The organism is Pseudomonas sp. NCHU5216 (genome assembly GCF_052156495.1).
Classification (GTDB): Bacteria; Pseudomonadota; Gammaproteobacteria; order Pseudomonadales; family Pseudomonadaceae; genus Aquipseudomonas.
This window is the reverse complement of record NZ_JBQLIX010000053.1, coordinates 16,386-35,245: the sequence shown is the minus strand read 5'-3', so window position 1 is coordinate 35,245 and position 18,860 is coordinate 16,386. Positions and strand designations below refer to the sequence as shown.

Genomic DNA, 18,860 nt, shown 5'->3' with positions numbered 1-18,860 from the left:
CAGCCAGGGCCGGATGAAAGGGCGGAGGTTTTGGTTACTTTTGCCCCAAAAGTGACTCGCCCGGGAGGGCGAAACCAGAAACATCAACAAAAACGCGGCAATCCGGAACAAGCACCCATACAAACTTGCCAGTCCAGTATCAACCAAGCAGTTCCCTATCACTATGGCGAGCCATAAAAAACCCGATGCCAAAACCTGGCATCGGGTTTTCAGGGAGGCTGCGAACCTCAAGCGATGAAGTAAGCAGCCTTACGTCATCAGGCGTGTCGCAACCATGCCAAAGAGGTTATCAGCCCCCGCTGGCCGAGCGCGGTACGACCGGCTGGTTATCGTTGGAGATGGTGACCTCCACCCGGCGGTTCTGCGCCCGGCCGGCCGGAGTGCTGTTGTCCGCCACCGGATACTCCTTGCCATAACCCTGGGCGACTATACGCGACGGGTCGACACCCGCACGCACCAGCGCCATGCGCACCGCGTTGGCGCGGCGTTCGGACAGGCCCAGGTTATAGGTGGCCGAGCCGACGTTATCGGTGTAACCCTCGACTATCACCTTGCGCTCCGGGTTCTCCTGAAGGAATTGCGCCAGTTGGGTGATGCTCGGGTAGGCACTGCTCTTGAGCTCGGCCTTGTTGAAGTCGAACAGCACGTCACCGAAGGTCACCAGGGTGCCGCGCTCGGTCTGCTTGGCGTTGAGCTTGTCCTGCAACTGGCGGATCTGCGCGTCGCGGGCGTCCAGCAGGGCCTGGGCGCGTTGCGCCGAGGTGTTCTGCAGCTCGGCTTCGGCCTCGCGCAGGGCAATGGTCTGCTTGGCCACTTCCACCCGCTGGTTGGTCAGGTAGGCCAATTGGTCGACCTTCTTCTTGTCCGCGTCGTCCAGGTAGGCCTTGTCGGCCTTGTCCAGCCACTCCTTGGCCTCCTTGGTTTCCAGCGCGGCCAGGCGATTGGCCTGCGGATCGCTCTGCAGCGTGGAGAAGTTGCTACGTGCCGACTCCAGATTGGGGTTGGGCTGGTTGGCGCAGGCCACCAAGCCGATGCTCAGGGCCAGCAGGGTGGGAAGCATGATGTGTTTACGCATGGCGTTCATCCTTTGATCAGTCGGTGAATGGAGGTCTGGGCAAGCCCGTTACTGGACGTTGCGCATGCCTTCCTCACGCAGCTCTTGAATCCCTTGACGGGCATCTTGCAGGGCGCGCTCAGCCTTGGCGGCCTGCGCCTTGCGCTCGGCAACGCGGGCATCCCATTCGGCCTGTTCGGCCAGGCGGCGGGCTTTCTCGTAGTCTTCGTCATGCATGGCGAATTCGGCTTCCTTGAGCTTGTCCTGCGCGGCCTTCATCTCCACAGGGGCGAACTCGGTTGCACCGGCGCTGACCGCCGAATTCACCGCCGACTCCGATACGGCGTATTGCTCGCTGGGGGGATTGCCGGCACAACCCGCCAGGAGCAGGCTGCTGCCGAGGAACAGGGCGGCCAGTTTGAAACCACGCAGGGGCGTGGCAGAACCTTTCACATCGAGGGTCTTGGTGATGGTTGAATCCATTTTTCAGCACTCCTGTGAACGATGAAGTTCGAGACGTTCGGCCTGGGCCGCAGTGCGTGAGATTCACGGCAATTCAATGCGGCGACCTGTTTTTACTGACTGAGGCGTTCGCGCGAGAGTTCAAAAAAGATGGCAATGTGATTGGGGATTTCTGTCTGACCGGTTGGTCATTTTTTAGGGCTCGTATCGAGCCCTTCAGGCCCATGGTCACACGGCAAAGCCTTGAAAAGACGGCGATGACTGGGCCACTCTGTGAGGCAATCGTTGCCACTGGCGGGGGAAGGCCTGATGACCGATATCGATCTGCGCTTGCGCAAGGACGTGCACCTGCTGGGCGAACTGCTCGGCGAAACCATCCGACAGCAGCATGGCGATGCCTTCGTCGAGAAGATCGAAGCCATCCGCCACAGTGCCAAGGCCGATCGCAGTGGTGACTCGGAACGCCTGGGGGCGACCCTGGCCGGGCTCGGCGAGGACGAGCTGTTGCCGGTGGCGCGGGCCTTCAACCAGTTCCTTAACCTGGCCAACATCGCCGAGCAGCAACATCAGGTGCGGCGCCGCCGAACGGATGAAGCGGAGCCGTTCGAGGCCGTGGTGCTCGATGAGCTGCTGGCGCGTTTGTGCGGTGCCGGCCAGGACGCCGACGAGCTGGCCCGGCAACTTGCCCGGCTGGACATCGAGCTGGTGCTCACCGCGCACCCCACCGAAGTGGCGCGGCGCACCCTGATCCAGAAATACGATGCCATCGCCGCGCAACTGGCGGCGCTGGATCATGACGACCTGTTGCCACGCGAGCGCGAGGCCGTGGTCGAGCGCCTGCGCCGGCTGATCGCCGAGGCCTGGCACACCGAGGAGATTCGCCGCAGTCGGCCGACCCCGGTGGACGAGGCGAAGTGGGGCTTCGCCGTCATCGAGCATTCGCTGTGGCATGCCGTGCCGCAATTCCTGCGCGGTGTCGATCACAGCCTGCAGACCGCCACCGGCCTGCGCCTGCCGCTGAGCGCGGCGCCGATTCGCTTCGCCTCGTGGATGGGCGGCGACCGCGACGGCAACCCCAACGTCACCGCCAGCGTCACCCGCGAAGTGCTGCTGCTGGCGCGCTGGATGGCGGCCGACCTCTATCTGCGCGATATCGACAGCCTGGCTGCCGAACTGTCCATGCAGCAGGCCAGCACGGCCTTGCAGGAACGGGTCGGCGATGTCGCCGAGCCTTATCGGGCCTTGCTCAAGCAGGTACGCGAGCGCCTGCGCGCCACTCGTCAATGGGCACATGACTCGCTGACCGCCGAGGTGCCGGCGCCGAATGCGGTGCTGCATGACAATCAGGAACTGCTGGAACCCTTGCAGCTCTGCTACCACTCGCTGCACGAGTGCGGCATGGGCGTGATCGCCGATGGCCCCTTGCTCGACTGCCTGCGCCGCGCTGCCACCTTCGGTCTGTTCCTGGTGCGTCTGGACGTGCGCCAGGATGCCGCGCGGCATGCCGCGGCGATGTCCGAGATCACCGAATACCTCGGTTTGGGGCGTTATGCCGAGTGGGACGAGGACACCCGCCTGACCTTCCTGCAGCGCGAACTGGGCAGTCGCCGGCCCTTGCTGCCGAGCGACTATCGACCCAGTGCGGACACCGCCGAAGTGCTCGCCACCTGTCGCGAGGTGGCGGTTGCACCGGCCGCCTCGCTGGGCTCCTACGTGATTTCCATGGCTGGCGCCGCCTCCGATGTGCTGGCGGTGCAACTGCTGCTCAAGGAAGCCGGGTTGCGCCGGCCTATGCGTGTGGTGCCACTGTTCGAGACCCTCACCGACCTGGATCACGCCGGCCCGGTGATCGACCGCCTGCTGCAGTTGCCCGGTTACCGTGCGCGCCTGCAGGGCCCGCAGGAAGTGATGATCGGCTACTCCGACTCGGCCAAGGATGCCGGCACCACGGCGGCGGCCTGGGCGCAGTATCGGGCACAGGAGGAGCTGGTGCGCCTGTGCCGCGAGCATCAGGTCGAGCTGCTGCTGTTCCATGGCCGCGGCGGCACCGTGGGGCGTGGTGGCGGCCCGGCCCACGCGGCGATCCTGTCGCAGCCGCCAGGCTCGGTGGCGGGGCGCTTCCGCACCACCGAACAGGGGGAGATGATCCGCTTCAAGTTCGGCCTGCCGGATATCGCGGTGCATAACCTCAACCTCTATCTGGCTGCCGTGCTGGAGGCGACGCTGCTGCCACCACCGGCGCCGGAACCCGCCTGGCGGGCGATGATGGATCGTCTGGCCGAGGATGGCGTGACGGCTTACCGCAGCGTGGTGCGCGAGCATCCGCAGTTCGTCGACTACTTCCACCAGGCCACGCCGGAGCAGGAACTCGGGCGCTTGCCGCTGGGTAGTCGTCCGGCCAAGCGGCGTGCCGGTGGCGTGGAAAGCCTGCGCGCCATCCCGTGGATCTTCGCCTGGACGCAGACCCGTCTGATGCTGCCGGCCTGGCTCGGCTGGGAGCGTGCCCTGGGGCAGGCGTTGAGCCAGGGCGAGGGCGACTTGTTGAGGGAGATGCGCGAGCGCTGGCCGTTCTTCCGCACCCGCATCGACATGCTGGAAATGGTACTGACCAAGGCTGATCTGGCCATCGCCGAGCTGTATGACCAGCGTTTGGTGGAGGCGAACCTGCGACCGCTGGGCGCGCAATTACGCGACCTATTGTCGCAGGCCTGCTCCGCCGTACTGGAAGTGACCAGCCAGTCCAGGCTACTCGCCCATAGCCCGCAGACCCTGCAGTCGATCAGTGTGCGCAACACCTATCTCGACCCGCTGCATGTCCTGCAGGCCGAGTTGCTGGCCCGTTGCCGACAGCGCGAACAAGCGCCGGAGAGCCCTCTGGAGCAGGCGCTGCTGGTCAGCGTGGCGGGTATCGCCGCCGGCTTGCGCAACACCGGCTGAGGGTGGACGCACCGGCGATGCTCGACGGGAAGTTGCCGCTTGATGCCGCCAGGAGTAGGGGGTTTATCCAACTTTTGGCTGCTTGTGCAGCAGGGGTGCGCTGTGTATCTTGGGCAGCCTTTCGGCCGCTACAGAGCACCTCCAAAAACTACCGCTGACTGCCTCGCCTAGGTTTTTGGAGATGTTTTACGGTTGCCGCAGACCTTTCAAGAGATTGGCCCCACGAGGCGAGTCCGACGATCACTACACAAATCTTGAGGAGCACATCGATGCGCGTGATTCTGCTGGGGGCGCCCGGTGCCGGCAAAGGTACCCAGGCTCGCTACATCACCGAGAAGTTCGGTATTCCGCAAATCTCCACCGGCGACATGCTGCGCGCAGCGGTCAAGGCCGGTACCGAGCTGGGGCTCAAGGCCAAGAGCGTGATGGACGCCGGCGGTCTGGTCTCCGATGACCTGATCATCAATCTGGTGAAGGAGCGCATCGCTCAGCCCGATTGCGCCAATGGCTTCCTCTTCGATGGCTTCCCGCGCACCATTCCGCAGGCTGAAGCCCTGCGTGACGCCGGTGTCGCTCTGGATCACGTGGTGGAAATCGCCGTGGACGACGAAGAGATCGTCAAGCGCCTGTCCGGTCGCCGCGTGCATCCGGCTTCCGGCCGCGTCTACCACACCGAATACAATCCGCCGAAAGTGGCTGGCAAGGACGACGTCACCGGCGAGGAGCTGGTGCAGCGTGAGGACGACAAGGAAGAGACCGTGCGTCATCGTCTGTCCGTCTACCATTCGCAGACCAAACCGCTGGTGGACTTCTACCAGAAGCTCGCTGCCGAAACCGGCACACCCAAGTACACCCACGTTCCGGGTGTCGGCAGCGTCGAGCAGATCACCGAGAAGACCCTCGCCGCTCTGGCCTGAGTCCAGCTCCCAGGGGGAGCAACCTCCCTTGCACAAAGGCCCGTTTCGGGCCTTTGTCGTTTCTGCTGCGTATGCCGGCCTGGCCCGTAGCGCCGAGCCTCGCTACGCTGATCCTTCGACCCTTGGGTATATGGGCCTGGGTCATCTTCCCCCTGAAAGAGGACATTCGATGAGCGAGACATGCAAAGGTCGTCATATCTGGCTGGGATTGGCCGTATCGCTGCTGAGCATGGCCAGCGTGCAGGCCGACGAAGCTGCCAAGCCGGATTGCGCCGTGGCCGAATTCACCATGGGCCTGCGCTTCCAGCAACAGTCGGCGGAGATCCAGGCCTTGCAACTGCAGGCCTACAACATCGCCACCGAGAAGCTGGACAAGGCCGTGGCGGCGGCCAAGGATCCGTCCAAGCTGGCCATCGTCACCGACCTGGACGAAACCGTGATCGACAACAGCGCCCTGCTGGCGCGCGACCTGGCCAACTGTCATCAGTACGACGCCTGGGACACCTGGCTGCCCTGGGAGCGTGACGGCACGCCGGCGCTGATTCCCGGCGCGAAGCAATTCCTCGAGCATGCCGACAAGCTGGGCGTGACCATCCGCTACATCTCCGACCGTTCCGACGAACAGAAGTCCTACACCCTGGCCACCCTGAAGAAACTCGGCTTGCCGCAGGTGTCTGCTGATAGCGTGCTGCTGCTCGGCCCGCCCAAGGTGGAGCGCCGTGCCCTGGTCAGCGCCGATCACCAGATCGTGCTGCTGCTCGGCGACACCCTGCACGACTTCGACGCACGTTTTCGCAAGACGCCGCTCGACGCGCAGCGCAAGACCGTCGCCGAAGAGGCCGGCAAATGGGGCACCGAGTGGATCGTCTTTCCCAACGCGGGCTATGGCACCTGGTCCAAGGCGCCGCTCAAGCCCTGGGACGCCAAGATGGAAATTCAACCTTGGTAACGCCCGGCCGGCAGCCGCCTGCGGCTGCCGCTCGCGCCCTGCGGGCTGGAAAAAAAAGCGCCGAGCCGGTCTAATGCCGGCTCTTTTTTCTGCTGCCATAAGAAGCCGATGACCACTCTCCTGGCCCTGGATACCGCCACCGAAGCCTGTTCCGTCGCTCTGCTGCACCAGGGGCGCGTGCTCAGTCACTACGAAGTGGCGCCGCGCCTGCACGCCCAGCGTCTGTTGCCGATGATTCAGCAGTTGCTGAGCGAGGCCGGTATCGCCGCTGCCGCCCTCGATGCCATCGCCTTTGGCCGTGGCCCGGGGGCCTTCACCGGGGTGCGCATCGCCATTGGCGTGGTGCAGGGACTGGCCTTCGCCCTCGAGCGCCCCGTATTGCCGGTGTCCAACCTGGCCGTGCTGGCGCAGCGCGCTTTTCGTGAGCAGGGCGCGCGGCATGTGGCAGCGGCCATCGATGCGCGTATGGATGAGGTGTACTGGGGCTGCTATGGCGAGGAGGGTGGCGAGATGCGTCTGCTCGGCCAGGAGGCGGTGCTGCCGCCGGAGCAGGCCGAGGCGCCGCGCGGGGTCAGCGCCGAGTGGTTCGGTGCCGGCACCGGCTGGGGCACCCATGCCGCACGTATCGCCCTGCAGCCTTCGGCCCAGGATGGCAGCCTGCTGCCCCATGCCGAAGACCTGTTGAGCCTGGCGCGTTTCGCCTGGGCGCGCGGCGAAGCGTTGCCAGCCGATCAGGCGCAGCCGGTGTACCTGCGTGACCAGGTGGCCACGCCGAAAGCACCGCCGGCATGACAACTGGTCGGATGTCTGGCGTCAAGATCCCCTTGGCATTTGCCAAGGCCGGCACTCACCGCTACATTGCCAGCAGTGCCCACCGTTCAGCCGAGCCCCCGAGCACCTCCTAGATGCGCATCGACGGTTACCTACCTTCCTACTCGCCAGACCGCGGCCCCCGTTCGGGCACCGCGGTCACGCCCTATCGCGAGGCGCAGCGGGAAATCGAGGTTCAGCGTGAGCAACCGGCGGCGCCGTCGAGCAGCCAGGGGCTGGAGCAACAGCCGCAGATTCGTCGGGTGCAGGCCAGCAGCGCCAACAGCGACAGCCTGCCGAGCCGTGAACAGAGCGCCACCTACGCCCAGCCGCGCCTCAGCGATCGGGTCGCTCAGGCGTTGGCCAGCTACAGCACCACCGCCACCTATGCCAACGAATCCGACGCGCAGGAAGTGCTCGGGCTCGACCTCTACGCCTGAGCGTCTGCGATGCGCTCCCGGCTGGCATGACTGCAGCGCTTCCCTATTTTCTCGGCTGTCCGTCCTGGAGTGAGGCCGCCTGGCGCGCCACCCTCTATCCCGCCGACACCCGGCCGGTGGATTTTCTTGCCCGTTACACCCAGGTGTTCAATGCCGTCGAGGGCAACACCACCTTCTATGCCCGCCCCAGCGAGCAGACCGTGGCGCGCTGGGCGCAGGCCATGCCGGCGCACTTTCGCTTCTGCGCCAAGCTGCCGCGCGATATCAGCCACAGCGACGATCTCTGCCTGCAACTCGGAGCCAGCGCGGATTTTCGCCAGTTGCTGGCACCATTGGGCGAGCGGGTGGCGCCTTACTGGTTGCAACTGCCAGCCAGCTTCGGGCCGCCGCGCCTGGCTGAACTGGCGGCATTCATCGAGGCCTGGGGCGATGGCGCTCTGGCCATCGAGGTGCGCCACCCGGAGTTCTTCGCCAAGGGCGAAACCGAGCGAGCACTCAATCGCTTGCTGCAAGCACGCGGTATCGAGCGCATCTGCCTGGATTCACGGGCGCTGTTCAGTTGCACCGAGCAAACGCCCGCGGTGCTGCATGCCCAGGCCAAGAAGCCGCGTCTGCCGACCCGCCCCACGGCCTTCAGCGGCAGCCCGCAGTTGCGCTTCATCGGCCACCCCGAGCTGCTGGCCAATGACCCTTTCATGCAGCCCTGGCTAGACAAGGTGGCCGGCTGGATCGAACAGGGGCTGCGTCCATACGTCTTCGCCCATACTTCGGATAACCGCTTGGCGCCTGAACTGGCGCGGCGCTTTCATGAGCAGTTGAGCCAGCGCCTGCCCGGCCTGCCCGAGCTGCCGACATTGCACACCGAGCCGGAGCTGGAACAGCTCGGGCTGCTATGACGGGAGCGCTCATGCGAACAGGGAAGATCGGTCGTCTGTTTCTGCTGGTACTGCTGTCGAGTGCCCTCGTGCTTTTGGGGTTATGGCGCGGCTGGCTGGAGGTGGCGCCGCGCTTCAATCCCTGGGCGCCGTTGGACGTGCGTGAGGAGCCGAACCTGCTCACCGGCTTCAAGCTCTGGCGCCTGAAAGGGGATCGCGCCCTGTGCGATCAGGCCCTGGCCAGCTCTGATCTGCGCTTCACCCGCCTGGCCGACAGCACGCCGCAGCCGGGTTGCCCGGTGGAAAACGCCGTGCGCATTCAGGGCGCTGGTGTCGGCCTGAGCAGCAGTTTCATGGCCACCTGTCCCCTGGCCGTGAGTTTCGCCCTGTTCGAGCGCCATGGCCTGCAGCCTGCCGCTCGCAAGGTGTTCGGCCAGCCGGTGGCGCGCCTGGAGCATATCGGCAGCTTCGCCTGTCGCAGCATCGCCGGCAGCCAGCGGCCCAGCCAGCACTCCTACGCCAACGCGCTGGATATCGTCGGCTTCCGCTTGCGCGATGGTCGGCGCATCAGTGTGTTGCACGACTGGTCGGGGCAGGGCGACAAGGCGCGCTTTCTGCGCCGGGTTCATGAGGCAGCCTGCGACAGCTTCAACATCACCCTGGGGCCGGATTACAACGCCGCCCACCGTGATCATTTTCATGTGGACATGGGCATATGGCGGATGTGCCGCTAGCGGGCACCTCTAAAAACTGGTTCATCGCATTTTCGGGGGAATGCGTGGTTGATACCGGACTGGCAAGTTTGTGTGTTGTTTCGGTGTTGTGGACGCCGCTTCGGCGTGTTCAGTGATTCCGGGTTTCGCCCCCTCGGGCGACTCACTTTTCTTTGAAATGCGCAAAGAAAAGTAAGCAAAAGAAACGCACCCCCGCCATCCGGGTCTCGCTTCGCTCGACTTCCCTCACTCCGGCATCGCTCCGGGGTCGGCGTACATGGGCCATCCCTGGCCCATTACGCCTCTCGTGGCATCCATGCCACTCGCCCCCTGCGCAATGCCTACGTTCGGCCTCTTGAAGGGGGAGTTAGCGCGCCTGAGCGGACAGGTATGCCAGGTTAGTCCTGTGTGTTCTGGTAGCTATGAAGTAGCGATGTGGCTATCGAGTTAAACCAATACTTTCATGCGCATAGGGACGTAGGGCGTACTCGCGAAGCAGTACGCCGTTGGGAGTATTGGGCGTGAGCCGTGGTGCCGAACTCGGCATGGCCCGGCGGACTGTTCGCTTCGCTCCTGAGTCCGCCCTACGGCTGCCAAGCTGCGGCGCATAGTGCACCGGGCGCGACTAGCGCTTGGCCAGCAGCAGGTCGGCCGCCTGGCCGCTGCGCCCGTCAGCGAACTCGAACTGGCCCAACTGGGCGATCTGATCGTAAGCACCGAGGGCGATATTGACATCGCGTGGACGCAGGTCGATGGCGCTGACCCCGGCCTCGCCCAGTGTCTGCAGTTGTTGTCGACCCTGAGCATCGAAACGCAACAGGCGCAGCCTGTCGAACACGGCATCGGCGGCATCGATACGGCCATCGCCGTTGTCGTCGAAGCGGGACAACTCGGCGAAGCCGTTGGCGGCGCCATGCTGGTCGCCGAACAGCTCACGGCCGTCATCGATGTGCCCGTTGCCATTGCGATCCAGGGCCAGCAAGGCGTCGTCGCTGACAGGGGCGCTGATCGAATCCTGGCGGCCATCGGCGTCCAGGTCGAAGCGTACCGGGCGATCCAGGCCGCTGGTGGAAAATCCGTTGCCCGCCAGATCCAGCACCAGCGGGTCGACCCGTTGCGGGGCCTGATCGACCCTGACCTCGAGCTCCAGGCCACGCTGCTCGACCACGGCCTGGCTGAGCGCCTCGGCAGCGCTGGCCACGGCTGGCGGCTCGTCCTGCTGAGGCAGCTCGCGGATGATATCGCCAGGTGTCTGCTGATCCTCGATACCCAGGGTGCGGCGCAGTATCTGGTAATCCACCGACTCGCGCGTTGCGCTGTCGAGTGCATCGTCCGTTGGGCGCGGGCTGGCAGGGGGGCTGCTGGGGCGTGGGGCGGAGAGAGCGTCGAACATGATCACACTCGATGCGGCTGTCGTTGGCCGGCTCTGGCAGAATGTCACCTCTTCGATATCGGCCGGGTGGCCGGTGTTTTGAGTGATTCTTGAGCAGAACGAGCCAATGACCGACGAGCGGCACAACGCCAGCATCCGCATGCAAGCCTTGCATCCCCAGTACGCCGCAGCGGCCGCGCAATGGGCCACACGCCTGGGCCTGGCGCAGAGCGGTGATAGCGAATACGCCCTGCAACTGGGTGAGGAAGGGTTGCAACTGGTGGAACTCGGCGACAAGGCGCCTGGGCCGGTGCGTGTGGACTTCGTCGAGGGGGCGGCAGCGCATCGCCGTCAGTTCGGCGGTGGCAGCGGGCAGATGATCGCCAAGGCCGTGGGGGTGCAGCCGGGCATTCGCCCGCGCACGCTCGATGCTACGGCCGGGCTCGGCCGCGATGCTTTCGTCCTCGCCAGCCTCGGCTGCGAGATGACCCTGATCGAGCGTCAGCCGCTGGTCGCGGCTTTGCTGGAGGATGGCCTGCAACGCGCGGCGCTGGATCAGGAGGTGGCGCCCATCGTGGCGCGCATGCAATTGCTCAGCGGCAATGCCATCGAACTGATGCAGGCCTGGCAGGGCGAGGCGCCGCAGGTGATCTATCTCGACCCGATGTTCCCGCACCGCGACAAGAGCGCCCTGGTGAAGAAGGAGATGCGCCTGTTCCGTCCCTTCGTCGGCGATGATCTGGATGCCCCGGCATTGCTGCAGGCGGCCCTGGCCCTGGCCAGTCATCGGGTGGTGGTCAAGCGCCCTCGCAAGGCGCCGGCCATCGAGGGAAGCAAGCCGGGCTATGTGCTGGAGGGTAAATCCAGCCGTTATGACATCTACCCGAAGAAGAAGCTGGAAGCCTGAGTCTCGTTACTGCGCGCCGGGGGCTGGTCGATAGGCGCGGAGGAAGAGCTGCACCGCGTCGTTCATGTGCAGCTCGGCGGCCTCGCCCTGCAGCGGTTCGCCACAACCGATCAGCAGGCGGAAATGCGCACCACCCTTGAGCAGGCAGAAGAAATGATCGGCCGCGCGCTGCGGCTCGTCGATGGCCAGCAGGCCGCGCTGTGCGGCTTTGCCCAGCAACAACTCCATCTCTTCCTGAATGCGCAGGGGGCCGGCTTCGTAGAACAGCTGCGCCAGCTTCGAGCCCTGGCTGGCCAGGTTGACCATCATGCGATGCATTTCCACCGACTCGCGGCTGTTGATCAGCGCGAGGAAGCCGCGGCCAATCTCGAGTAGCTGTTTTTCCAGCGGTACGTCATCCGGCAGCTTGAACAACAGCTCGGGCAGTTGCTCTTCGCACTTGGCCTTGATCGCAGCGGAGAACAGCGTCTCCTTGTCGGTGAAGTGGCTGTACACCGTGAGCTTGGAGACCCCGGCTTCGGCAGCGATGGCGTCCATGCTGCTGCCGTCGTAGCCATGGCGCAGGAACAGTGTCTTGGCGGCGTCGAGAATGGCGCGGCGCTTGGCGGGATCCTTGGGGCGGCCTGGGCCGGAAGGCTGTAACAACTTGTCAGGCATTGATGGCTTTTAATACTGGACTGGTGAGTTTGCTATTTCTACTATACTCGGCAGTACAAATATTCCAAACCTTCTTTGAAAGGTCGTCATCATGTCCCGCCATGTCATCGCACTCCTTGCGTCCCTGGGTCTCTCCGTCCTGCTTTCTGCTTGTGGTAACGGCGAGCAGAGCGAACCGTCCATCCGTCCGGCCATGGTAGTACATCCCCAGCCCGCTGCCGCTCTGGTCGACAGCTACCCGGGGGAAGTGCGCGCCCGTCTGGAGCCTGAACTGGCGTTCCGTATCGGCGGCAAGGTGAGCAAGCGCATGGTGGACGTCGGTGATCGGGTCAAGCGCGATCAGCCCCTGGCCGAACTGGATCCACAGGATGTACGGCTACAACTGCAAGCCTCGCGTGCCCAGGTGGCGGCGGCCGAGGCCAATCTGCAGACCCTGCGTGCCGAGCGTGAGCGTTACAAGGCGCTGCTGGCACGCAATCTGGTCAGCCGCTCGCAGTACGACAATCTCGACAACCAGTACCGTTCTGCCGAAGCGCGGCTCAAGCAGGTGCGGGCCGAGTACGATGTGGCGCGCAATCAGACCGACTACGCCGTGCTGCGTGCACCGCAGGACGGGGTGATCGCCCGGCGCATGCTCGAAGTCGGGCAGGTGGTGGCGGCCGGGCAGGGCGTGTTCACCCTGGCTGCCGATGGTGAGCGTGAAGTGGCGATCAGCCTGCCCGAGCAGAATATCGGTCGCTTCCAGATCGGCCAGGCCGTCGAGGTGGAGCTGTGGTCACAGCCTGGGCGGCGCTTTCCCGGGCGCATCCGCGAGATGGCACCGGCGGCCGATCCGCAGTCGCGTACCTTCGCCACGCGCGTGGCCTTCGCCGAAGGCGATACACCGGCCGAACTGGGCCAGAGTGCGCGGGTATTCATCGCCAGTGATGGCGTGGTGCCGCTGGCCGTGCCGCTGTCGGCGCTGAGCGCCGAGCAGGATCAGCCCTTCGTCTGGGTGGTCACGCCTGGCGAGCACAAGGTGGAGCGACGGGCGGTGCGTGTTGGCGCCTATGGCGACAACCAGGTGCCGGTGCTCGAAGGGCTGAGCGGCAGTGACTGGGTCGTGGCTGCCGGCGTGCACATGCTGCGCGAGGGGCAGCAGGTACGCCCGGTCGATCGTGACAATCGCAACGTCGACATGGCCGCCAAGGAGTAAGCCGATGAGCTTCAACCTGTCTGCCTGGGCGCTGCGCCACCGCGAGATCGTGCTCTACATCATGCTGCTGCTGGCCATAGTCGGAGGCATTTCCTACACCAAGCTGGGCCAGAGCGAGGATCCGCCCTTCACCTTCAAGGCCATGGTCATTCGCACCAACTGGCCGGGGGCCAGTGCTGAGGAGGTGGCGCGCCAGGTCACCGAGCGTATCGAGAAGAAACTGATGGAAACCGGCGAATACGACCGCATCGTCAGTTTCTCGCGGCCGGGGGAGTCGCAGGTTACCTTCATGGCCCGCGACTCGATGCGCAGTGCCGAGATTCCCGACCTCTGGTATCAGGTGCGCAAGAAGATCAGCGACATCCGCCACACCCTGCCAGTCGGCATCCAGGGGCCATTCTTCAACGATGAATTCGGCACCACCTTCGGCAACATCTACGCGCTGACCGGCAGTGGTTTCGATTACGCGGTGCTCAAGGATTATGCCGACCGCATCCAGCTGCAACTGCAGCGGGTCAAGGACGTAGGCAAGGTGGAACTGGTCGGGCTGCAGGACGAGAAGATCTGGATCGAACTGTCCAACACCAAGCTGGCCACCCTGGGCCTGCCCCTGGCGGCGGTGCAGCAGGCGCTGGAAGCGCAGAACGCAGTTGCGCCTGCCGGCTTCTTCGAGACCGCCAGCGAGCGCATTCAGCTACGCGTCACCGGGCGCTTCGAGTCGGTGGAGGAGATTCGCAGTTTCCCCATCCGCGTGGCGGATCGTACCTTCCGTATCAGCGACGTGGCGGAGGTCAAACGCGGCTTCAACGACCCGCCTGCACCGCGCATGCGCTTCATGGGTGAGGACGCCATCGGCATTGCCGTATCGATGAAGGACGGCGGTGACATCCTGGCGCTGGGCAAGGCGCTGGAGGGTGAGTTCGCGCGCCTGCAGCAGACCCTGCCGCTGGGCATGGAACTGCGCAAGGTGTCGGATCAGCCGGCTGCGGTGAAGAGTGGTGTCGGTGAGTTCGTCAAGGTGCTGGTGGAGGCCCTGACCATCGTCCTGCTGGTCAGCTTCTTCTCCCTCGGCCTGCGCACCGGTTTGGTGGTGGCGCTGGTGATTCCGCTGGTGCTGGCGATGACCTTCGCCGCCATGTACTACTTGGGGATCGGCCTGCACAAGATTTCCCTTGGCGCGCTGGTGCTCGGCCTGGGGTTGCTGGTGGACGACGCGATCATTGCGGTGGAGATGATGGCGATCAAGATGGAGCAGGGCTATGACCGCTTCAAGGCGGCCAGTTTCGCCTGGACCAGCACCGCCTTTCCCATGCTCACCGGCACCCTGATCACGGCGGCCGGTTTCCTGCCCATCGCCACGGCTCAATCGGGCACCGGCGAATACACCCGCTCGATCTTCCAGGTGGTGGTGATCTCCCTGGTGGCCTCGTGGATCGCCGCAGTGATGTTCGTGCCCTATCTGGGCGACAAGCTGTTGCCGGATCTGGCCAAGCTGCATGCAGCCAAGCATGGCGGCGATGGCGCGCACGATCCCTATGCCACGCCCTTCTACCGGCGGGTGCGCGGGCTGGTGGAATGGTGCGTGCGCCGTCGCAAGACGGTGATCGTGCTGACCTTGGGTTTGTTCGTGGCCTCCATCCTGCTGTTTCGTTTCGTGCCGCAGCAGTTCTTCCCGGCCTCCGGGCGGCTGGAGCTGATGGTGGACATCAAGCTGGAGGAGGGCGCTTCGCTGAAGGCCACCGAAGCCGAGGTCAAGCGCCTGGAAAAAATGCTGCAGAGCCAATCCGGCATCGACAACTACGTGGCCTACGTGGGCAGTGGTTCGCCGCGCTTCTATCTGCCGCTGGATCAACAATTACCGGCCGCCAGCTTCGCCCAGTTCGTCGTGCTGGCCTCCAGCATCGAAGAGCGTGAGCGCCTGCGCACCTGGCTGATCGACGTGATGCGTGACGAGTTCCCGAGCCTGCGCAGCCGCGTCAGCCGCCTGGAAAATGGCCCTCCGGTGGGCTATCCGGTGCAGTTCCGGGTCAGTGGTGAGCATATCGACGAGGTGCGTGCGCTGGCGCGCCAGGTGGCGGACAAGGTGCGGGAAAATCCGCACGTGGCCAACGTGCACCTGGACTGGCAGGAGCCGAGCAAGGTGGTGATCCTCGATATCGATCAGGATCGCGCCCGGGCACTGGGGGTCAACACCGCGGATCTGTCGCGCTTCCTGCGTGGTTCGCTGTCCGGCACCAGCGTCAGCCAGTACCGCGAGGACAACGAGCTGATCGAGATCCTGCAACGCGGCACGCCGGAGGAGCGCACGGCGCTCAGCCAGTTGCCGAGCCTGGCGGTGCCCACCGACAGCGGCAAGAGTGTGGCGCTGTCGCAGGTGGCGACGCTGGAGTATGGCTTCGAGGAAGGCATCATCTGGCACCGTAATCGTCTGCCGACCGTTACCGTGCGTGCCGATGTCTATGGCAAGGAGCAGCCGGCCAGCCTGACGGCGCAGATACTGCCGACCCTGGAACCGATCCGCGCCGAGCTGCCCAGCGGCTACCTGCTGGAAGTGGGCGGCACGGTGGAAGACTCGGCCCGTGGACAGAAGTCGGTCAACGCCGGTATGCCGCTATTCATCGTGGTGGTGCTGACCCTGTTGATGCTGCAGCTACGCAGCTTCTCGCGCTCGGCCATGGTCTTTCTCACCGCGCCGCTGGGGCTGATCGGGGTGACCCTGTTCCTGCTGATCTTCCGCCAGCCGTTCGGCTTCGTCGCTATGCTCGGTACCATCGCCCTGGCCGGTATGATCATGCGCAACTCGGTGATCCTGGTCGACCAGATCGAACAGGACATCAGTCATGGTCTGGATCGCTGGCACGCCATCATCGAGGCTACGGTAAGGCGTTTTCGCCCCATCGTGTTGACCGCCCTGGCGGCGGTGCTGGCGATGATCCCGCTGTCGCGCAGCGTGTTCTTCGGGCCGATGGCGGTGGCCATCATGGGCGGGCTGATCGTCGCCACGGCGCTGACCCTGCTGTTCCTGCCGGCGCTCTATGCGGCGTGGTTCCGGGTCAAGGAGAGTGAGGCGCATTGATCCGCAGGAGGTGCTTCAGCGCATGGCTGAAGCCTTCCCATGCAATACCTGATAGCAGATAGCGGCAATAAAAAACGGGAGCCATTGGCTCCCGTTTCTCATGTTGCGGATGGGCTTATTCGTCCATCTGCGACTGCAGGTAATTCTGCAGGCCAACCGCTTCGATCAGGCCGAGCTGGGTTTCCAGCCAGTCGATATGCTCTTCCTCGGACTCCAGGATGTCTTCCAGCAGATCACGGCTGGCGTAGTCGCCGGCGCTTTCGCAGTAGGCGATGGCCGCCTTGAGGTCGGCATGGGCCTTGTGCTCGATCTTCAGGTCGCACTCGAGCATTTCCTTGGTGTTTTCACCGATCAGGATCTTGCCCAGATCCTGCAGGTTGGGAATGCCTTCGAGAAAGAGGATGCGCTTGATCAGCTTGTCCGCATGCTTCATCTCGTCGATGGACTCGTGATACTCGTGCTCACCGAGCTTCTTCAGGCCCCAGTCTTCATACATGCGTGCATGCAAGAAGTACTGGTTGATGGCGACCAGCTCATTACCGAGGATCTTGTTCAAATGCTGGATAACTTTCTTGTCACCTTTCATGGGCGCTCCTGCAAGGCATGTCGAGTTGTCGATAGGGCTGAATTTTCAGCCTTGAGCAATCCTCTGTCAAACCTAACTATTTGAATTTTAAACGAAAATTAAACTTAATAAGAATGTTTAGAATCTGCATCGAGACGGCAAGCGCTTGAATTCAAATAATAAAAAAATAAACCACGACAGCCCCACGGCACGGAAATGCCGAGGGGCTATGAAAATATTTTTTAGCAACTTGGCCGCAAGCCTCGGACGAGGCCCGCAGGCGAGCTCAGGCCGCGTAGGCCGAAGGATGGTGTTGCTGCAAGTAATGTTGCAGGCGTAGCTGCTGGGCACCGCTCATGAACAGCCCCAGCTTGCTACGACGCCAGAGGATGTCGCTGGCGCTGCGCGCCCATTCCTCGCGGCACAGGTAGTCCACTTCACGGGTATACAGGCCGGCGCCGAGGTGCTCGCCCAGATCCGTGAGGTTGTTGACCCCCTCGAGCAGGCGCCACGCCCGGCTGCCATAGCTGTTGGCCCAGCGCTGGGCCAGTGACGCGGGCAGCCAGCCATGGCGTTTGCACAACAGTTCGGTGAGGCTGGCGACATCTTCCATGTCCTCGCCGCCGGGCAGGGTGGCATTGGCCGTCCAGCTCGGCCCCATGCGCGGAAAGCTTGGCTGCAGGAGTTTCATCGCCGATTCCGCCAGCTTGCGGTAGGTGGTGAGCTTGCCACCGAATACCGAGAGCAAGGGGGCCTCGCCTGGGACGCCGGCCAGCGACAGGGTGTAGTCGCGGGTGATCGCCGAAGGTTCGTCGGACTCGTCGTCGCACAGTGGGCGCACGCCGGCGAAGCTGTGCAGCACGTCGTCGCGCACCAGTTGCTTGCGGAAGTGGTCGTTGACCACCTTGAGCAGGTAGTCGGTCTCCTCGTCGCTGATCGCCACCTTGGCCGGGTCGCCCTGGTATTCGCGGTCGGTGGTGCCGATCAGGGTGAAGCGCTGCAGATAGGGGATGGCGAAGACGATACGGCGATCCTCGTTCTGCAGGATGTAGGCCTGCTCGCCGTCGAACAGCTTGGGCACCACGATATGGCTGCCCTGGATCAGGCGGATGCCATAGGGTGATTGCTGCTTGAGGTCTTCGCGCAGCAGACGTGCCACCCAGGGGCCGGCGGCATTGACCAGGCCGCGTGCGCGAATCGAGAACAGGCTGCCATCGGCACGCTCCAGATGGATGTGCCACAGGCCCTTGCTGCGGCGGGCGCTGACGCAGCGGGTGCGCGGATGGATGTGCGCGCCTTTTTCCCGTGCGGCCATGGCGTTGAGCACCACCAGACGGGCATCGTCGACCCAGCAGTCGGAATACTCGAAGCCGCGGGTGATATCCGCCTTGAGCGGGCTGCCCGCACCGAAGCGCACGCCGCGCGAGGCCGGCAGGCGCTCACGTTTGCCGAGGTGGTCGTAAAGGAACAGGCCGGCGCGAATCATCCAGGCCGGACGCAGGTGCGGGCGGTGCGGCAGTACGAAACGCATCGGGCTGACGATGTGCGGCGCCTTGGCCAGCAGGACTTCACGCTCGGCCAGGGCCTCGCGCACCAGGCGAAATTCATGATGTTCGAGATAGCGCAGGCCGCCATGGATCAATTTGCTGCTGGCCGAGGAGGTATGGCTGGCCAAGTCGTCCTTTTCGCAAAGGAACACGGACAGGCCGCGTCCGGCGGCATCGGCGGCGATGCCGGCCCCATTGATACCGCCGCCGACGACGGCGAGGTCATAGACTTCGGCAACAGGGCTGGCGAGATGATCATGGGGCATGGCGGTACACTCGGCATGAATTCGACTGGGTTATGTTCGTTTGCGAACATACTCTAGTCGAATGTGAGCATGCGTGCCAGGTGCGCGTGCGTTTTCGCGCCGAGCGGTCGACCTGCTG

At 64.2% G+C, this 18,860-nt stretch carries 16 protein-coding genes; 10 read left to right on the top strand and 6 right to left on the bottom strand.

All coding sequences use genetic code 11. From position 1 onward, the window contains the following. Positions 1–289: 289 nt before the first annotated feature. On the bottom strand, positions 290–1,075 hold the full coding sequence (locus ACSVIK_RS23890) for an OmpA family protein (protein WP_442446631.1): 786 nt from the start codon (positions 1,073–1,075) through the stop codon (positions 290–292). A 48-nt stretch (positions 1,076–1,123) separates the two neighbouring features. Next, positions 1,124–1,537: a DUF4398 domain-containing protein gene (locus ACSVIK_RS23885; protein ID WP_442446630.1), complete on the bottom strand. Its 414-nt coding sequence runs from the start codon at positions 1,535–1,537 to the stop codon at positions 1,124–1,126. Positions 1,538–1,825: 288 nt separating this feature from the next. On the opposite strand from ACSVIK_RS23885, the gene ppc reads away from it, so the two are divergent. The 7 genes from ppc to ACSVIK_RS23850 all read left to right on the top strand — a co-directional run bounded on the left by ppc (position 1,826) and on the right by ACSVIK_RS23850 (position 9,178). Then, positions 1,826–4,453: a phosphoenolpyruvate carboxylase gene (gene ppc / locus ACSVIK_RS23880; RefSeq protein ID WP_442446629.1), complete on the top strand. Its 2,628-nt coding sequence runs from the start codon at positions 1,826–1,828 to the stop codon at positions 4,451–4,453. Positions 4,454–4,722: 269 nt separating this feature from the next. Further along, positions 4,723–5,370 (top strand): adenylate kinase, encoded by a 648-nt coding sequence (gene adk / locus ACSVIK_RS23875; protein ID WP_268178660.1) that lies wholly within the window; start codon positions 4,723–4,725, stop codon positions 5,368–5,370. A 169-nt stretch (positions 5,371–5,539) separates the two neighbouring features. Further along, complete coding sequence (locus tag ACSVIK_RS23870; RefSeq protein WP_442446628.1) at positions 5,540–6,319, top strand: 5'-nucleotidase, lipoprotein e(P4) family; 780 nt, start codon at positions 5,540–5,542, stop codon at positions 6,317–6,319. 108 nt (positions 6,320–6,427) lie between these two features. Beyond that, positions 6,428–7,111, top strand: a complete 684-nt coding sequence (gene tsaB / locus ACSVIK_RS23865) for a tRNA (adenosine(37)-N6)-threonylcarbamoyltransferase complex dimerization subunit type 1 TsaB (protein WP_442446627.1) — start codon at positions 6,428–6,430, stop codon at positions 7,109–7,111. A 113-nt stretch (positions 7,112–7,224) separates the two neighbouring features. Beyond that, entirely contained in the window at positions 7,225–7,569 is a 345-nt protein-coding gene (locus ACSVIK_RS23860) for a hypothetical protein (RefSeq protein ID WP_268178657.1), read from the top strand. A gap of 26 nt (positions 7,570–7,595) precedes the next feature. After that, complete coding sequence (locus ACSVIK_RS23855; RefSeq protein ID WP_442446626.1) at positions 7,596–8,465, top strand: DUF72 domain-containing protein; 870 nt, start codon at positions 7,596–7,598, stop codon at positions 8,463–8,465. Between the two features lie 11 nt (positions 8,466–8,476). Beyond that, positions 8,477–9,178 (top strand): extensin-like domain-containing protein, encoded by a 702-nt coding sequence (locus tag ACSVIK_RS23850; protein WP_442446625.1) that lies wholly within the window; start codon positions 8,477–8,479, stop codon positions 9,176–9,178. 604 nt (positions 9,179–9,782) lie between these two features. Here the strand turns inward: ACSVIK_RS23850 and ACSVIK_RS23845 are convergent. Further along, entirely contained in the window at positions 9,783–10,550 is a 768-nt protein-coding gene (locus ACSVIK_RS23845; RefSeq protein ID WP_442446624.1) for a hypothetical protein, read from the bottom strand. Between the two features lie 106 nt (positions 10,551–10,656). On the opposite strand from ACSVIK_RS23845, the gene ACSVIK_RS23840 reads away from it, so the two are divergent. Beyond that, positions 10,657–11,436, top strand: a complete 780-nt coding sequence (locus tag ACSVIK_RS23840; protein WP_442446633.1) for a class I SAM-dependent methyltransferase — start codon at positions 10,657–10,659, stop codon at positions 11,434–11,436. A gap of 6 nt (positions 11,437–11,442) precedes the next feature. Here the strand turns inward: ACSVIK_RS23840 and ACSVIK_RS23835 are convergent, their stop codons facing one another. Continuing rightward, entirely contained in the window at positions 11,443–12,093 is a 651-nt protein-coding gene (locus ACSVIK_RS23835; RefSeq protein ID WP_442446623.1) for a TetR/AcrR family transcriptional regulator, read from the bottom strand. 91 nt (positions 12,094–12,184) lie between these two features. Here ACSVIK_RS23835 and ACSVIK_RS23830 point away from each other — a divergent pair, with 91 nt between their 5' ends. Continuing rightward, positions 12,185–13,288, top strand: coding sequence for an efflux RND transporter periplasmic adaptor subunit (locus tag ACSVIK_RS23830; RefSeq protein ID WP_442446622.1), 1,104 nt, complete (start codon positions 12,185–12,187; stop codon positions 13,286–13,288). A 4-nt stretch (positions 13,289–13,292) separates the two neighbouring features. Continuing rightward, positions 13,293–16,364 carry an efflux RND transporter permease subunit gene (locus ACSVIK_RS23825; protein WP_442446621.1) on the top strand — a complete coding sequence of 1,024 codons (3,072 nt, stop codon included), beginning with the start codon at positions 13,293–13,295 and terminating at the stop codon, positions 16,362–16,364. 115 nt (positions 16,365–16,479) lie between these two features. Here the strand turns inward: ACSVIK_RS23825 and bfr are convergent, their stop codons facing one another. Continuing rightward, positions 16,480–16,950 carry a bacterioferritin gene (bfr, locus tag ACSVIK_RS23820; RefSeq protein WP_268178648.1) on the bottom strand — a complete coding sequence of 157 codons (471 nt, stop codon included), beginning with the start codon at positions 16,948–16,950 and terminating at the stop codon, positions 16,480–16,482. Positions 16,951–17,215: 265 nt separating this feature from the next. Then, positions 17,216–18,742, bottom strand: a complete 1,527-nt coding sequence (gene glpD / locus ACSVIK_RS23815; protein WP_442446620.1) for a glycerol-3-phosphate dehydrogenase — start codon at positions 18,740–18,742, stop codon at positions 17,216–17,218. Positions 18,743–18,860 lie beyond the last annotated feature (118 nt).

Coding starts and splice junctions, on each gene's coding strand:
- ACSVIK_RS23830 (WP_442446622.1), top strand. CDS start 12,185: ATGTCCCGCCATGTCATCGCACTCCTTGCGTCCCTGGGTCTCTCCGTC.
- ACSVIK_RS23855 (WP_442446626.1), top strand. CDS start 7,596: ATGACTGCAGCGCTTCCCTATTTTCTCGGCTGTCCGTCCTGGAGTGAG.
- ACSVIK_RS23885 (WP_442446630.1), bottom strand. CDS start 1,537: ATGGATTCAACCATCACCAAGACCCTCGATGTGAAAGGTTCTGCCACG.
- tsaB (WP_442446627.1), top strand. CDS start 6,428: ATGACCACTCTCCTGGCCCTGGATACCGCCACCGAAGCCTGTTCCGTC.
- glpD (WP_442446620.1), bottom strand. CDS start 18,742: ATGCCCCATGATCATCTCGCCAGCCCTGTTGCCGAAGTCTATGACCTC.
- ACSVIK_RS23845 (WP_442446624.1), bottom strand. CDS start 10,550: ATGTTCGACGCTCTCTCCGCCCCACGCCCCAGCAGCCCCCCTGCCAGC.
- adk (WP_268178660.1), top strand. CDS start 4,723: ATGCGCGTGATTCTGCTGGGGGCGCCCGGTGCCGGCAAAGGTACCCAG.
- bfr (WP_268178648.1), bottom strand. CDS start 16,950: ATGAAAGGTGACAAGAAAGTTATCCAGCATTTGAACAAGATCCTCGGT.
- ACSVIK_RS23840 (WP_442446633.1), top strand. CDS start 10,657: ATGACCGACGAGCGGCACAACGCCAGCATCCGCATGCAAGCCTTGCAT.
- ACSVIK_RS23890 (WP_442446631.1), bottom strand. CDS start 1,075: ATGCGTAAACACATCATGCTTCCCACCCTGCTGGCCCTGAGCATCGGC.
- ACSVIK_RS23860 (WP_268178657.1), top strand. CDS start 7,225: ATGCGCATCGACGGTTACCTACCTTCCTACTCGCCAGACCGCGGCCCC.
- ACSVIK_RS23870 (WP_442446628.1), top strand. CDS start 5,540: ATGAGCGAGACATGCAAAGGTCGTCATATCTGGCTGGGATTGGCCGTA.
- ppc (WP_442446629.1), top strand. CDS start 1,826: ATGACCGATATCGATCTGCGCTTGCGCAAGGACGTGCACCTGCTGGGC.
- ACSVIK_RS23825 (WP_442446621.1), top strand. CDS start 13,293: ATGAGCTTCAACCTGTCTGCCTGGGCGCTGCGCCACCGCGAGATCGTG.
- ACSVIK_RS23850 (WP_442446625.1), top strand. CDS start 8,477: ATGCGAACAGGGAAGATCGGTCGTCTGTTTCTGCTGGTACTGCTGTCG.
- ACSVIK_RS23835 (WP_442446623.1), bottom strand. CDS start 12,093: ATGCCTGACAAGTTGTTACAGCCTTCCGGCCCAGGCCGCCCCAAGGAT.